Raw genomic sequence first — 14,950 nt, 5'->3', positions numbered from 1 at the left:
CACCGAAAGGAACGACATGCCCGTCACCGACGAGCTGGAGCCACGGGTCACCTTGGGGGCCACCGAGGCGGACACCGCTCACGCGGCGGCTCAGCACGCCGCCGAAGCGCTGCTCGGGGCCATCCGGGATCGCGGATCGGCCCGCGTGGTCTTCGCCAGCGCCCCGTCCCAGGAGGCGATGCTGGCCGAGCTCTCGAGAGACGAACGCATCGACTGGTCGAAGGTCTCCTCCTTCCACATGGACGAGTACCTCGACCTGGCCATGGACCGGCCGCAGGCCTTCGGCCAGTGGCTCGCCGACCGCCTTCCAGCGGCGGCACTGCCCGGTTTCGCGCGCATCCGGGCAGACGCCGAGGCCGAGGAGGAGATCGCCCGCTACAGCACCCTGGTCACGCAAGCACCGATCGATGTGACGTGCCTCGGTGTGGGCGTCAACGGGCACATCGCATTCAACGAGCCGGCGATCGCAGACTTCGCGGACCCCGCCTGGGTGCGGGAGGTCACGCTGGATGTAGTCTCGCGCCAGCAGCAGGTGGACGACGGACTGTTCGCCTCCGTCGACGAGGTCCCCACCCGCGCGCTCACCCTGACCGTCCCGGCCCTCACGTCGGCTGCCACGATGGTGTGCACCGTGCTGGGCCGGCAGAAGGCACACGCCGTGGCACGGGCGCTGACAGGCCCGGTGGAGACTGCGTGCCCGGCGAGCCGGTTGCAGGAGCATCCAGGCGCCCGTTGGTTCCTGGACCAGGAGGCCGCGAGCGAGCTCGAAGGAGTAGCAGTCACGGCATCATCGTCGTCATGACCTCCTCCACGTCAGGCATCCGGCAGATGACCTACCCCGGCTTGGTTGATCTGCAGGTGAACGGCTACGGCGGTCTGGACCTGAACGCTCCCGACGCGGACACCGACCTCGTCATCGCGCTGACCAGGGCCCTGTGGACAGAAGGCACCACCACCTACCTGCCTACCCTCGTCACCGCCCCGGAACCCCAGCTCCTGGCGACGCTGCGTGCGATCGCCGAGGCACGCCGTCGGGATCCGCTCGTGGCGCATTCGATCCCGGGCGTGCACGTCGAGGGGCCTTCACTGAATGCCGACGACGGCCCTCGCGGTGCGCATGACGCACGCCACCTACGGGACCCCGACCTGGCTGAGCTCGAGCGATGGCAGGAGGCCAGCGATGGCCTCGTCCGCATCGTCACCCTGGCGCCCGAGCGAGACGGCGCACTGGAGTACATCCGCGGGGCAACGGCACAGGGCGTGCGGGTCTCCATCGGGCACTGCGCGCCAACACCGGACCAGGTGCACGAGGCAGCGGCAGCGGGCGCCAGCCTCGCCACCCACCTCGGCAATGGCACCTACCCCCAATTGCCGCGGCACCCGAACCACCTGTGGGCGCAGCTCGCCGAGGACCGGCTGACGGCGATGGTCATCCCGGACGGACACCATCTGCCCGCCGATGTGCTCACCGTGTTCCTGCGTGCGACCGCACCGGATCGGTGCATCTTCACCTCCGACTCCGTCGCTCTCGCCGGCGCCGAACCGGGTGAGTACCGCACGCCGGTCGGCGGGTCGGTGACCGTCTCCGGCGATGGCCGGCTCACCCTCGCCGGAACGGACCTGCTCGCCGGGTCCGGGCGCTCGCTGCGTGCGTGCCTCGACTGGGCGCGCGAGCACTTGCCGTTCGAGGAGGAAGACCTGGTGGCAGCGGCCACGGATCGCCCGGCGGCTCTCCTCGGGCTGGCGGACCGCACCGGACCGGAAGGGGATCGGGTGGAACTCGAGATCAGCGGCGGGGGGAGCCGGGTGCTCGCTGTCGACGTCGCGGGGCACCGGGTCCTCGGAGCGTGAGTGGCCGGGTATGACCCTGCGGTCGGTCGCCGCAGGCTCTCCACCCTCCAAGCGCCCGACGAGGGTGGCTTGAGTGTCGAAATCTTGCCGGTCTGCGACACTGAGCGCGCCCTCGTGAACCGGGGCGTTCAGCGCATCGACCCCAGGCGGGAGGGGCGGGCGATCACATCGGAATGCGAGTGACACCTTTCTCAGGGCAGGTCTGGTTCGGTCGCCCTCCGCAGCCACGCCTCCACTCCCCCGATGTGCACGGTGAGGGCGGCCCGCACCATCTCCGCATCCCGCCGCCGCAACGCATCCAGGATCGCCCGGTGCTCGGCGAGGGTGCGGTCAGTCACGCCGTCCTGAGTGATCCCGCGCCATACCCGCGCCCGCACCGTGGCGCTGGTGAGGGAGTCGAGCAGGCTCGCGAGGTAGGTGTTGCCACCGGCTGCGGTGATGGCGGCGTGAAAGCGCACATCATGGTCCACCAGTTCCTCGACCGTGGGCTCGGCCGGTAGTGCGTCCAGCTCCGCCGCGAGCGCGTCCAGCTCCGCCGCCCCGATCCTTGCGGCTGCGAGCGCAGCGGCATGCGGTTCCAGCAGCCGCCGCACCTCGAAGATCTCCAGCACCGAGTCGTCCTGGTGCAGGTCCACCACGAAGCTCATCGCTTCCAGCAGCAACCCCGGTTCGAGCGACGTCACGTACGTCCCGTCACCGCGGCGCACATCCAGTACCCGGATCAACTCCAAGGACTTGACTGCCTCGCGCAGCGAGTTCCGGGAGAGGCCGAGCCTCTCACTGAGCTCCTTCTCCGGGGGCAATCGCTGCCCCGGCTTGAGTTCGCCGGACACGATCATCGCCTTGATGGTCTCGATCGCAGTATCGGTGACAGCCACGAGTCATCCTATCTTTTCGCACCGGAGTGGACCATCGGCCTCACCCGCCCCAGGTGTACTCCCGCACCGACGCCTCGTGCATCTGCATCCCCGCACCCGGCAGCCGCGGCGCCTGGAACGCCCCACCTGTCACACGCACCGGATCGACGAAGTGTTCGTGGAGATGGTCGACGAACTCGATCATCCGGTCCTCGCGTGTGCCGGAGACCGCCACGTAGTCGAACATCGACAGGTGCTGGACAGCCTCGCACAGCCCCACCCCGCCGGCGTGGGGGCAGACCCGCACCCCGAACTTCGCAGCGAGCAGCAGAATCGCGATGTTCTCGTTCACCCCGGCCACGCGGGTGGCGTCGATCTGCACCACCTGCGCACCCCCGGCTTGGAGCAGCTGCTTGAACATCACCCGGTTCGCGGCGTGCTCCCCGGTCGCCACCGGGATCGGCGCCACCCCGCGCGAGATGGCCGCGTGGGCGAGCACATCGTCGGGGCTGGTGGGCTCCTCGATCCAGGCGATGTCGAACTCGGCGAGCGCGTTCACCCAGTCGATCGCCTCGGCCACATCCCACCGCTGGTTCGCGTCGATGGCGATCCGGATGTCCGGCCCGACGGCGTCCCGTGCGATCCGTAGGCGGCGCCGGTCGTCCGCGAGGTCGCCTCCGACCTTCAGCTTGATCTGGGCGAACCCGTCCGCCACGGCCTCCTTGCTGAGCCGCTCGAGCTTCTCGTCGGAGTAGCCGAGCCAGCCGGGGGTGGTGGTGTAGGCGGGGTAACCCTCGGCGAGAAGTGTCGCCTCCCGCTCGGCGCGCCCTGCCTGGGCGACAGTGAGGATCTCCAGCGCCTCCGCACGGGTCAGTGCGTCGGTGAGATACCGGAAGTCGACAAGATCGACGATCTCTTCCGGGCTCAGGCTCGCCAGGAGCTGCCACAGCGGCATCCCGGCGCGCTTGGCGCGCAGGTCCCACAGGGCATTGACGACCGCCCCGACCGCCATGTGCGCGACACCCTTCTCCGGGCCGAGCCAGCGCCACTGGGAGTCGTAGACGAGCTCGCGCCACACGCCGCCGAGATCGGCGAGAAGCTCGTCGACGTCACGGCCGATCAGCCGATCGGCGAGCGCCCGCACCGCACCCGCCTGCACGTCGTTGCCGCGCCCGATGGTGAACACGAAGCCGTAGCCGGACTCGCCAGTGTCGCCGGTGTCGCCGGTGTCGCTCGTGTCGACACGCAGGTAGGCGGCCGAGTAGTCAGGGTCAGGGTTCATCGCGTCGGATCCGTCCAGCTGGGTGGACGTGGGGAATCGGATGTCGGTGACGTCGATGGCGACGATCTTGCTCATGGCTGCCTCCCGTGGATACGGTGGTGAGCCTAGACATCGGATGTTTGCCTGGTCAATGCGCCAGTCACTAGTGGAGGACCCATGAAGCTCGCACGCCTCGGAGCACCCGGCGAGGAAATCCCGGTGCTGATCGACGAGTCCGGCACCGCGTTCGACCTGCGTTCAGTCGTGCCCGACATCACCGGAGAGCACCTGGGGCCGGACTCGCTGGCAAAGATCCGGCAGGCGGCAGGCGGCAGCACCCTTCCCGTGCTTGAGGGTTCCGCTGACCTGCGGGTGGGTTCCTCGATCGCTCGCGCGGGTTCGATCCTGTGCATCGGCCAGAACTACGCCGCGCACGCGGCCGAGTCCGGGGCGGAGCCGCCGGAGGTGCCGATCCTGTTCTTCAAGGCGGCGAACACACTGACCGGTCCCAACGATCCTGTGGCGATCCCGCGGCGGGCCACCAAGACCGACTGGGAGGTGGAGCTGGGCATCGTGATCGGCACCCGCGCGCTCTACCTCGACTCCCCGGAACAGGCGCGTGAGCACATCGCCGGCTTCGTCACCGCCGACGACCTCTCCGAGCGCGACTTCCAGCTCGCCGAGTCCGGTGGCCAGTGGAGCAAGGGCAAGTGCGCGCCGGACTTCTCCCCGCTCGGCCCGTGGCTCGTGACCGCTGACGAGGTGGACCCGAAGAACCTGGCACTGCGCAGCTGGGTGAACGGTGAGCCACGCCAGGATTCGTCCACGGCGGACATGATCTTCGATGTCGACCACATCGTGTGGCACCTGAGCCAGTACCTGGCGCTCGACCCGGGCGACGTCATCCTCACCGGCACCCCCCAGGGCGTCGCGCTCTCGGGCCGCTTCCCGTACCTGGGCGCCGGGGACGTGGTCGAGGTGGAGATCGAGGGCCTGGGACGTCAGCGCACCGTCATGTCAGCCCCGTTGGGAGCTTCCTGATGGGCGCGTTCGACGGCTTGGTGGCCGTCGTCACCGGCGGTGCCTCCGGCATCGGCGCCGCCGTCGCCTCCCGTTTGCACTCCGATGGCGCCCGCGTGGTCGTCCTGGACCGGGATCTCCCCGAGGGCGCCCCGGCTCCCGTCATGGGGCTGCCCGACGGCGTCCTGGGCGTGCGCGCGGACGTGACGGACAGTGCGGGGGTGAGCTCCGCCGTCGAGCAGGTGGTGGCCACCTGCGGCGGGATCGACATCCTCGTCAACAACGCCGGAATCGGTGCCCAGGGCGACGTGGCCGGCAACGACGACGCCGAGTGGGCACGGGTGCTGGACGTGAACGTGATCGGAATCGCGCGGGTGAGCCGCGCCTGCCTGCCGCACCTGCGCGCCTCCGAGCATGCCGCGATCGTGAACACCAGTTCCATCGCCGCCACCGCCGGGTTGCCGCAGCGAGCGTTGTACAGCGCATCCAAGGGCGCGGTGCTGGCCCTGACGCGAGCGATGGCCGCCGATCATGTGCGTGAGGGCATCCGTGTCAACTGCGTGAGTCCGGGCACCGCGGACACCCCGTGGATCGGCAGGCTGCTCGACGCCGCCGATGATCCTGAGGCCGAGCGAGCGGCGCTGCGGGCGCGGCAACCCCACGGCCGGCTGGTGGACCCGGTGGAGGTGGCGGACGCCGTCGCGTATCTGGCGAATCCGCACAGTCATTCAACAGTCGGGGTGAGCCTGGCCGTGGACGGCGGCATGCACGAGTTGCGGCTGCGGCCCCAGTGACCGGCCCGACGGCAGGCTCAGTGATGCGCACACGTGAGCTCGGCGGAGGTCTCGCGCTCACGGAGATCGGCTTCGGTGCCGCCGGCCTCGGCAATCTGTACCAGGCGATCGACGACGAGACCTCACAGCGGTGCGTGGACGCCGCGTGGGAACTGGGGATCCGCTACTTCGACACCGCACCGCACTACGGGCTGGGGCTGTCCGAACGTCGCCTCGGGGCCGGGCTGGCGGGGCGTCCCCGGGAGGAGTTCGTCGTCTCGACCAAGGTCGGGCGATTGCTCGTCCCCCGGGTTCCGCCGTTGCCGCAGGACGATGAGATGTTCGAGGTCCCGGGAGATCTGACCCGTGAGTGGGGGTTCGATCGTGACGCGGTGCGGCGCTCGCTGGATTCGAGCCTGGAGCGCACCGGGTTGGGGTACATCGACATCGCGCTGGTGCACGACCCGGAAGTCAGCGGCGATCCGGATGCGCTCGACCAGGGCGTACGGGCGTTGCTGGAGCTGCGTGAGCAGGGCGTGGTGAAGGCGGTGGGCGTCGGTACCAATGACTCTGAGACCGCGGCAGTAGCGCTGGAGCGGTACGACATCGACACCGTGATGCTCGCCGGCCGGTACACACTGCTGCGCAACGACGGCTTCGACCGGGTGCGGGACGCCGCGGGTGAGCGCCGGGTGGTGCTCGCGGGGGTCTTCAACTCCGGGATCCTCGCGCGCCCGCAGGTTCCGGAGTCCGCCACCTTCGACTACGAGCCGGCCCCGGCTGCCCTGCTCGACCGGGCGCGTGAGCTCGCGGCGGTTGCTGCGCAGTACGGGGCAACACTGCCGCAGCTGGCGGTCGAGTACCCGCTGCGGCAGGAGTGCGTGGCCTCGGTGGTGCTCGGGATGCAGACCGCGGTCGAGGTGCAGGAGAACCTGGCGCTGCGGTCGCGGCCGGGATTCACGGCATGGGGTGAGGCCAGGCTCTGAGGCCGGATCGCAGGCTCAGGCCGCGTGGTCCGGCCAGGTACGCCCGCCGCTGCCTCAGAATCGAGGCGGGGTCGAGGTCCGACAGGGGATAGGCCGACCTCGACCCCAGTGACGCCCCATTGCGCCGGTCTGAGCGGCGGGCGCCCGGACCTGCTGCCCATCGTGGCCCTTCAGGGGCGCTGGTAGATCGCATCGCGATCACAACCCGGCAACGATTGGGTCACGGTCGCTCCTCGAACTCGGCGATTGGACCGACCTACAGGGGGGTCAATACGCTCTGAGGCATGGCCGACGACGTCACCGCCCCGGAGACTCAACCCGAGTCTCAACCCGCGCCTGAACCTGAACCGAAGCCGGCCACACCACCGGCCCCCACGACCCCCGACTGGCCCATCGGGCTGCGCGCGCTCGGTTTCGGTGGCGACTACAACCCCGAGCAGTGGCCGATGGAGGTGCGGCTCGAGGACATCGAGCTGATGCGCGAGGCCGGGGTCAACATCGTCAGCCTGGCGATCTTCTCGTGGGCCACGATCGAGCCGCGCGAGGGCCGCTACGACTGGACCTGGCTGGACAACATCATGGATCGGCTGCAGGCGGCGGGGGTGAAGGTAGCACTGGCGACGGCCACCGCCTCTCCGCCGCCGTGGTTGACGGCGAACCACCCGGAGATCCTGCCGCGCACCGCTGAGGGCGTTGTGCTGCATCAGGGTGGCCGGCAGTCCTACGCCCCTTCCTCCCCCGTCTACCGGGACTACGCGGTCAAGATGGCCACGGCGATCGCGGAGCGCTATGCCGAGCATCCCGCCCTGGCCCTGTGGCACATCGACAATGAGATCGGCTGCCACGTGCCGCACGACTTCTCCGAGTCGGCTGAGCGGGCTTTCCGTACCTGGCTGCGGCGGCGCTACCGCACGATCGACCGGCTCAACGAGGCATGGGGCACGGCGTTCTGGTCCCAGCGCTACAGCGCGTTCAAGGATGTGCTGCCTCCGCTGGCAGCGCCGACCTACGCGAACCCGACCCAGCAGCTCGACTTCGCGCGGTTCTCCTCGGACACCCTGCTGGAGTACTACAAGAAGTTGCGTGACGCCGTCCGCCCGATCACCCCGCTCGTGCCGTCCACCACGAACTTCATGGTGAACCTGAGCACGAAGTGGATGGACTACTACCGGTGGGCACGCGAGGTGGACGTGGTGGCCACCGACCATTACACGATCGCCGACGACCCGGAGCGGGAGATCGATCTGGCCCTGGCCGCCGACATGACCCGCGGAGTGGCCGCCGGCAAGCCGTGGATCTTGATGGAACACTCCACCGGCGCCGTGAACTGGCAGCCGCGCAACCGCGCCAAGGGGCCCGGGGAGATGATCCGCAACTCGCTGGCACATGTGGCGCGGGGAGCGGATTCGGTGATGTTCTTCCAGTTCCGCCAGTCCAAAGCCGGAGCGGAGAAGTTCCACTCCGCGCTCGTCCCGCACGCCGGCCGGGAGTCGACAGGCTGGCGGGAGAGCGTGCGCCTGGGTGAGGCGCTCGGGACGCTGGGAGACGTCGTCGGGACTCGTGTACCTGCACGGGTGGCGTTGCTCTTCGACTACCACGCATGGTGGGCGATCGAGCTGGACTCCCACCCCAGTGTGGACGTCACCTACGGGGACAGGATCCGGGCGCTCTACCGCGAGTTCTGGTACCGCAACGTGACGGTGGACGTGGTGCACCCGGGTGCGGACCTGGACGGCCACGACGTGGTGCTGGTCCCCTCGCTGTACCTGGTGACCGACGAGCACGCCGCGGCGATCGCGGCGGCCGCCGAACGCGGCGCGAGCGTGGTGATCACCTACTTCTCCGGCATCGTCGACGAGCGCGACCATGTGCGCCTCGGCGGCTACCCGGGCGCGTTCCGAGAGTTGCTCGGGGCGAGCTCGGATGAGTTCTTCCCGTTGCTCGAGGGCGAGCGCCTCACCCTGGACGATGGCACGACGGCGGACGTGTGGGCCGAGCGGGTGGAGGTCACCACCGCGGAGGTGCTCCGGCGTTTCACCGACGGCCCACTGCCCGGCGGCCCTGCCGTGACCCGCAACGTGGTCGGCGAGGGTGCGGCCTGGTATGTCGCGACGCGGCAGGACGAGGCAGGGACTGCCGCACTGGTGGAGCAGGTGCTCGCCGAGGCGGGGGTGGAACCCGTCGCTGCGGTGCCACGGGGTGTCGAGGTGGTGCGACGTACCGGCGGCAACTCCAGCTTCCTGTTCGTCCTCAACCACACCGACAGCGTCGTGACCGTCCCGGCGTCTGGCACCGAGCTGACCACGGACACGAAGGTAGACGGCGAGTTGCACGTGCCCGCTCACGGGTCTGCCGTGGTTGCCGAGCGCTGAACGGCACTTGTTGGCCGGGTAGGTAGCATGCAGATGATCTCGCCATCTGAAACGTGCAAAGATGGATCCCCCACGACCACGAACGGGATACCCACCGATGCCACGACAGGGATCACGCGGGCCGGACGGCAACGCACGCCCGAACAGCCGCCACGTCGCGGCCCGCGCAGGCGTATCCGTCGGCACCGTATCAAACGTCCTGAATCGCCCTGACCTCGTCGCACCGGCCACGCGCGAGAAGGTCGAGGCTGTGATGCGGGAGATGGGCTTCGTGCGGAACGCTTCCGCACGGCAGCTCCGGATGGGACGGTCACAGACCGTGGGGCTGCTGGTGCTGGACATCGTCGGGCCGTACTTCACTGCGGTCGCCAAAGGTGTCGAGCAGCGGATGGCCGAGGCGGGGTTCGTGCTGATGCTGTGCAGTTCTGACCGGGATCCGCAGACGGAGGAACGCCAGCTGGCCCAGCTGGAGGAGCACGGTGTGAGCGGGATCCTGATCGCCCCGTCGACGACAAATCTCGCTCAGGTTGACGGCGTCCGCTCGCGCGGTACGCCCGTCGTCCTGCTGGACCAGCCCAGCCCCGATGCGGGTCGCTGCTCGGTGGCGGTGGACGATGTCAAAGGGGCGGCGATGGCGGCGCACCACCTGTTGGAGCAGGGCCACCGCCGCATCGCCCTCATCAACGGCCCCGAGCACATCCAACAGGCAGCCGATCGGCGGCGCGGCCTGCACCAGGCCGTGGCTCGGGCAGGGTTGGACGTCGGCGATCTCGTGGAAGAGGTGGTCGTCCCGGCGCTGGTCGCCAGCGAGGGCGAGCATGCCGTGGGCCTGCTGATGAGCGAGCAACAGCCCCCGACGGCAATCATGTGCGTGAACGATCTGGTCGCCCTGGGTGCGCTGCGCGGTTTGCACGCCCGCGGCCTACGCGTTCCCGAGGACGTGGCGCTGATCGGGTACGACGACGTGGAGTTCGCCTCCGTCCTGGCTCCAGCCCTCACCTCGGTCCGCCGTCCCAAGCACGAGTTCGGCCGCCGGGCGGCCGAACTGCTACTGGAGGAGATCGATCCGGGTGTGGGGCACTCCCACCAGCAGGTGATGTTCCAGCCGGAGCTGATCGTGCGGGGCTCGACGGATCCGAGTCAGGGTGGTACGCGCCGAGCCAGCAACCGGTGAACGAACCATGCTAGGGGCAGGCTCGGCCCGCGCAGTCCATGTCGTTCCGCAACTGCTCACTCAAGGCTGCGACATCGAGGTGATCGCTCTGCCCCGTTTCTGCAAGCAGGTTGTTGAGTTGCCATGGATCGTCCACGAGATCGTAATACTCATTGAGTATCAGCTCTGTACGGTCGTCGTCGGCAAAGTATTCGGTGTATTGGAACTCGCGAGTTCGCGTCGAGGCCCATGTCTTCACCTCGTTCCGGCTCCTGTTCAAGCCATAGTACTCGAGGAGGAGGCGCTCGCGCTCTCCTGACGAGAGGAGTGATCGACCATCCAGTTCGGTGTGATCGGAAAGCCCGAGAATGTCCATCACTGTCGCTGTCGCGTCGATGTTCGCTGCCACGAGACGATCGTCGACCTGCCCTCCCATACCTCCGGCGGGCCAACGCATGTAGAAGGGGATCTGCACCGAAGGCGTGTATGGGTAGGACTTGCGAGTGACGCCATGCTCGCCCCACATGAACCCGTTATCCGAGAGGAAGAATACGACGGTGTTCTCTGCTAGTCCTGAGGTCTCGAGCGCGTGGGCAACCTTCTCGACCATGTCGTCAACTGCCATGAGCATGCGGCGCTGTTGGCGAGGGATCCATTCCGAGATCTTCTCTTGGTCAATGTTCTCTGCGCGGCCTTGGACCCAGTATGGCTTATCGGACAAGTCTTCTTCTTCTGTGGCCAGGTTACCCTCGAACTCTGGGACGTTGGTGTTGCGGTAGCGAGCTGGCGGCTCGAACGGTCCGTGCGGACCAAAGGGTTCGAGATAGAGCAGGAAGGGATCATCGGAAGACTTCTGCTGGTGGATGAAGCGCACGGCGCTACTTGCAACGAAGTCGGTCTGATACTGGTCGATCTCGACAAGATCGCCCTGGACGTTGGCAGTGACGCCGGTGTGCCCGTTGCTGGTAATTGCCCATTCGTCGAAGTAGGGCGGGTTACTCGCTATATCCCACCTGCTGAAGTATTTTCCGAAGATGGCTGTCGTGTACCCCTCGTCTTTTAGTGTGCGCTGTAGGGTTGAATTCTGATCCATCCGACCTGAGTCATCGAGTCGGTAGACGCCATTATTATGGGCGTACTGACCCGTAAACAACGAAGCACGTGCCGGGCAGCACAGAGGCGTAGTGATGTACGCGTTAGAGAAGGACGTCGTGTGGTCACTGAACCAGCGTTCCGCCTTTGGCATCATGTCAAGAGGGGCGCTATAGCGCTGGTCGTCTGTGACTATAAAAACGACGTTCGGGCGCTCATCATCGACGGATCGACCGCGCCGGCCGGACGGGTGGGACGAAGCGGACGACGACGATCCTGCCACAGCCGTCGCTGTCGCGGCTGCGGCACCACTGAGGAGCATGCGTCGAGATATCGAACTGGTCATGAAGCATCCTTTCCGTCGACGGTTCATCGAGAACACACGAGCGGGCGGACATTGCCTAGGGTCAAGCGCCTTCACTGTCGTTCGTCGACAGCTTTATTGCCCAACCATGTCTCGCGGAGGAGCCCCCTCGACGAACCATATTCTCTTGATCCTAGGATGCTCTCCACGGTCAGTCCAATGCGCACATTAGATACCTGCCATCCATTCAGCGGATGAGTTCCGATCACGCTCTACGCCACGCGCCTCTCCTAGAGATCGGGCAACTGTTCTAAGCCGACTCTCTGTTGCAGGCTGCCTTCATATGGTTCCGGTCGATCGGAGATTCCTGCGTCGTCGGGTTGCAGTAGGTCCGGATGCGGTTGGCAGGCCTTCAGTGCATCGACGAAGGCAGCGACCACGTGAGGATACTGGCGAGCGCGGTGAGTAACGACGACGATACTGCGTACCCATTCGGAGCCGTCAATCGATGCGAGCCTGACTCGCCCCTGGGTGTCGAGAAGGCGGGCGGCGAGGGCGGGCAAGATGCCGAGCCCGAGTCCGGCGCATGCCATGGCGGCAACTGTCGTGGGCTGGCCGACCACTATCTCTTCCGCGGGTCGTACGCCGCACCCGGTAAGCAGTGCGGAGAAGTGGCCCGTCTCATGGTCCGGCTGCCCGGTCATGATGACGCTCTCGCCTGTGAAGACCGATGGTGGCACGCGCGGAGCATTTGCACACGGGTGGTCGTTCGGCAGTAGGCACGTGATGGGTTCCCGGAAGAGCGGCGCGATCCCTAGCAGGTTGGTCTGAGCAATCCGGACCGGTTCGGTCGCACGAACGGCGAGGTCAACGTCGTTGTGGAGGACGAAGTGCTCCGCGCTATGGCCAAGAGCGTCGATCAGCTCGACCCGCGCGTTCGGGTGGCGGGCAGTGAATTGTTTGATCAGTGGTGCGAGAACGAGGGCGGCGCCAGGGAAGCTTGCCACCCGGACCCGCCCTCGAACCACGCCGTCGCGGGAGGCGACCGCCGAAACGCCTGCTTCGACCTCTTGCAGGACCGCCTGGGCATAGGGGAGGAAGTCCTGCCCTGCCTCTGTCAGGCGAACCGGTGGGCGGGTGTCACGGATGAACAACTGGGCACCGAGGTGGCGTTCCAACTGAGCGATCTGGCCGCTGACCCGTGACTGTGCCCGGTGAACGTGGGCAGCAGCGGCCGTGAACGATCCCTTGTTGTGTACGGCCAGAAATGCTCGAAGCCAACTGAGCTGTAGTTGTTCATGGGCAGACACGTGACATCACAACCCTCATGGTTGGGCCCCGACAGTAGCCATGAAGGGGCGGTGATCTATCTCAATCGTGGATGGGGAACATCCGAACTCCGTGTTGGACCGATAGCTCACTGAAGATGGACGATCGCAGTGTCCAAGGAACGACATCGAGATGAGGAGACGATGACGTCCACCCGCGAAACAGCCGATGACACCGTGCACGTCAGCCGGGGTCGATTCCTGTCCACACTGGGTCTGGGGAGTGCAGCCGTCGCGGCCATGACTGTCGCTGCGGCAACACCTGCGCACGCGGACACGGCCACGACGTCCGCAAGCACCACTCGTTTCGATGTGCGGAACTACGGTGCAGTTGGAGATGGCCTGGAAGACGACAGCGCCGCCTTCCAGCAGGTTCTCGACGAGATCGTGGCGGCAGGGGCGGGCACGCTCTACGTGCCGGCCGGCGACTACCGCCTCGCCAGCCGCGTCACCTACGACTGGAACACGAATGAGCAGAAGAACATCCAGATCTCCATCCTGGGTGACGGGCAGGGGGTCTCGAACCTCCACGCCGACAACACCGACGGCGTCCTGCAACTCATCACCGGCCGGGCCTCCCACATCACCATCGCCAACATCTCGTTCTGGGCGGACCTGCCCGGTGCGGGCACGGCCATCTACGTCGAACGCCCGCGCGGTGGCCTGTCCACGCGCACGCTGACCGCGCTCAACTTCGAGATGCGGGGAACAGGCCGCGAGGACTACTTCGACTACGGGATCCAGTCGATCAACCAGGGCTACCCGTTCTTCTCGGACGTGATCTTCCGCGGCATCGGGAACCGCAGCACCGCGGACAACTCGCCACGATATGCGGCCACATGCGCCTTTCACATGGATGGCTCGTACTCGCCGATGCTGCAGAACTGCTACGCCTGGTCCGCGGCAACGGGCTTCCAGATCGTCCCCGAGGGGGAGGGGATGAAGCCCGAGGACGGCACGTTCTACAACTGCTTCGCCGTCGGCGTCCGGGTCGGTATCGACGTCCGCACCGCGCCCGGCCTCGAACCCGCCCTCGCCATCGACCGCTGCCACATCAATGCCCGCGACGTGGGTGCTCGAATTCGCCGGATGCAGTTCAGCGTGACGAACTCCCTCTTCTACAATTCGCATCCGGGCGATACGTACAATCCAGACACCGCCCCGGAGTATGTCGATATTCTGATCGAGAATGGCTGGGTGGGGCTGATCTCCCACAATATGTTCCATCAGCCGTTCAACAAGAACCGTACGGCGATCGTTTTCGAAGCGGGTGACAACCCTGCCACGGGAGCGACGGCGAACATGCTCGTGAAGAACAACTTCTTCACGTTCCCAGGCACGGGGATCTCGGTGGCCGAGGGGGTGACCGGAGTGGCGGTCGAGGGCAACTCGTTCGACACCGGTAGCGATCCGTTCACCGGGATCGATCTGATCTCGCCGATGATAGACGATCACAGCGGCTCGGTGGCCTTCGCCTCGGACCATCATCGCGGCGCTCTCGCGAGCAAGTCGGCGGCGCAGACGATCGAGAACTCCACGTGGACCTCCGTCTCCTGGGACTCTGCCGAATACGACACCGGCGGCTTCCGCGAGGGCGCCGAGCCCGGCGAGTTCGTGGTGCCGACCGGTGCCGGCGTGCGGTTCGTGCGCCTCAACGCGAGCATCGCGTGGGCCAAGAGTGGTGTGGGCTGGCGGCAGGTGCAGCTGTTCAAGAACGGCGACCCGGTGATCGGCGGCCTGATCAGCGAGTACAACGGCGTCGCGGGAGTACCGGTGGATGTCCAGAACGTCACCTGCCTGGCCACCCCGGTGATCCCGGTGACCGGGGGTGACGTCCTCACCGTCAGCGTGCGGCACACCAGCGGTGGGCCGCTCGAGGTCGATGCCAGCCCGAGCACGGCGTTCGCCGTCGAGGTGGTCGACGGCTGATGCCGGCGGTCCGGGCGGGTGTGC

Annotated in this window: 12 protein-coding genes; 8 read left to right on the top strand and 4 right to left on the bottom strand. The window is 67.1% G+C overall.

Annotated elements, in window-relative coordinates; genetic code table 11:
* The first annotated feature begins 16 nt into the window (after positions 1–16).
* Both IM660_RS02095 and IM660_RS02090 read left to right on the top strand, forming a co-directional pair.
* Positions 17–802 carry a 6-phosphogluconolactonase gene (locus IM660_RS02095; protein WP_193497794.1) on the top strand — a complete coding sequence of 262 codons (786 nt, stop codon included), beginning with the start codon at positions 17–19 and terminating at the stop codon, positions 800–802.
* Positions 799–1,851, top strand: a complete 1,053-nt coding sequence (locus IM660_RS02090) for an N-acetylglucosamine-6-phosphate deacetylase (protein WP_193497793.1) — start codon at positions 799–801, stop codon at positions 1,849–1,851. Before IM660_RS02095 ends, IM660_RS02090 begins: the two co-directional genes overlap by 4 nt.
* Before the next feature lie 191 nt (positions 1,852–2,042).
* Here the strand turns inward: IM660_RS02090 and IM660_RS02085 are convergent, their stop codons facing one another.
* A complete protein-coding gene (locus IM660_RS02085; protein WP_193497792.1) occupies positions 2,043–2,729 on the bottom strand; it encodes a FadR/GntR family transcriptional regulator in 687 nt (228 codons plus the stop codon).
* Between the two features lie 40 nt (positions 2,730–2,769).
* A complete protein-coding gene (locus IM660_RS02080; RefSeq protein ID WP_193497791.1) occupies positions 2,770–4,065 on the bottom strand; it encodes an enolase C-terminal domain-like protein in 1,296 nt (431 codons plus the stop codon).
* A gap of 81 nt (positions 4,066–4,146) precedes the next feature.
* Between IM660_RS02080 and IM660_RS02075 the strand changes: the two genes are divergently transcribed.
* The 5 genes from IM660_RS02075 to IM660_RS02055 all read left to right on the top strand — a co-directional run bounded on the left by IM660_RS02075 (position 4,147) and on the right by IM660_RS02055 (position 10,294).
* Positions 4,147–5,010: a fumarylacetoacetate hydrolase family protein gene (locus IM660_RS02075; RefSeq protein ID WP_193497790.1), complete on the top strand. Its 864-nt coding sequence runs from the start codon at positions 4,147–4,149 to the stop codon at positions 5,008–5,010.
* The gene (locus IM660_RS02070; RefSeq protein ID WP_193497789.1) at positions 5,010–5,783 is read left to right on the top strand and encodes an SDR family NAD(P)-dependent oxidoreductase; all 774 of its coding nucleotides are present in this window, start codon (positions 5,010–5,012) and stop codon (positions 5,781–5,783) included. The genes IM660_RS02075 and IM660_RS02070 overlap by 1 nt, the downstream gene beginning before the upstream one ends.
* A gap of 23 nt (positions 5,784–5,806) precedes the next feature.
* Complete coding sequence (locus tag IM660_RS02065; protein ID WP_193497788.1) at positions 5,807–6,748, top strand: aldo/keto reductase; 942 nt, start codon at positions 5,807–5,809, stop codon at positions 6,746–6,748.
* Positions 6,749–7,032: 284 nt separating this feature from the next.
* Positions 7,033–9,120 carry a beta-galactosidase gene (locus tag IM660_RS02060; protein WP_193497787.1) on the top strand — a complete coding sequence of 696 codons (2,088 nt, stop codon included), beginning with the start codon at positions 7,033–7,035 and terminating at the stop codon, positions 9,118–9,120.
* 61 nt (positions 9,121–9,181) lie between these two features.
* Positions 9,182–10,294, top strand: a complete 1,113-nt coding sequence (locus IM660_RS02055) for a LacI family DNA-binding transcriptional regulator (RefSeq protein ID WP_425503853.1) — start codon at positions 9,182–9,184, stop codon at positions 10,292–10,294.
* A gap of 10 nt (positions 10,295–10,304) precedes the next feature.
* Here IM660_RS02055 and IM660_RS02050 read toward each other — a convergent pair whose 3' ends face one another.
* Together IM660_RS02050 and IM660_RS02045 are read right to left on the bottom strand one after the other, a co-directional pair.
* Positions 10,305–11,711: a sulfatase family protein gene (locus IM660_RS02050; RefSeq protein ID WP_193497785.1), complete on the bottom strand. Its 1,407-nt coding sequence runs from the start codon at positions 11,709–11,711 to the stop codon at positions 10,305–10,307.
* Positions 11,712–11,959: 248 nt separating this feature from the next.
* Positions 11,960–12,979, bottom strand: a complete 1,020-nt coding sequence (locus IM660_RS02045; protein ID WP_193497784.1) for a LysR family transcriptional regulator — start codon at positions 12,977–12,979, stop codon at positions 11,960–11,962.
* A gap of 162 nt (positions 12,980–13,141) precedes the next feature.
* On the opposite strand from IM660_RS02045, the gene IM660_RS19720 reads away from it, so the two are divergent.
* A complete protein-coding gene (locus tag IM660_RS19720; protein WP_210769059.1) occupies positions 13,142–14,926 on the top strand; it encodes a glycosyl hydrolase family 28-related protein in 1,785 nt (594 codons plus the stop codon).
* Positions 14,927–14,950: the final 24 nt, after the last annotated feature.

It is taken from the genome of Ruania alkalisoli, assembly GCF_014960965.1.
In the GTDB taxonomy this organism is placed as follows: domain Bacteria; phylum Actinomycetota; class Actinomycetes; order Actinomycetales; family Beutenbergiaceae; genus Ruania; species Ruania alkalisoli.
Note: the sequence above shows the minus strand (reverse complement) of the source record. Positions and strands in the feature narration are given on the sequence as shown.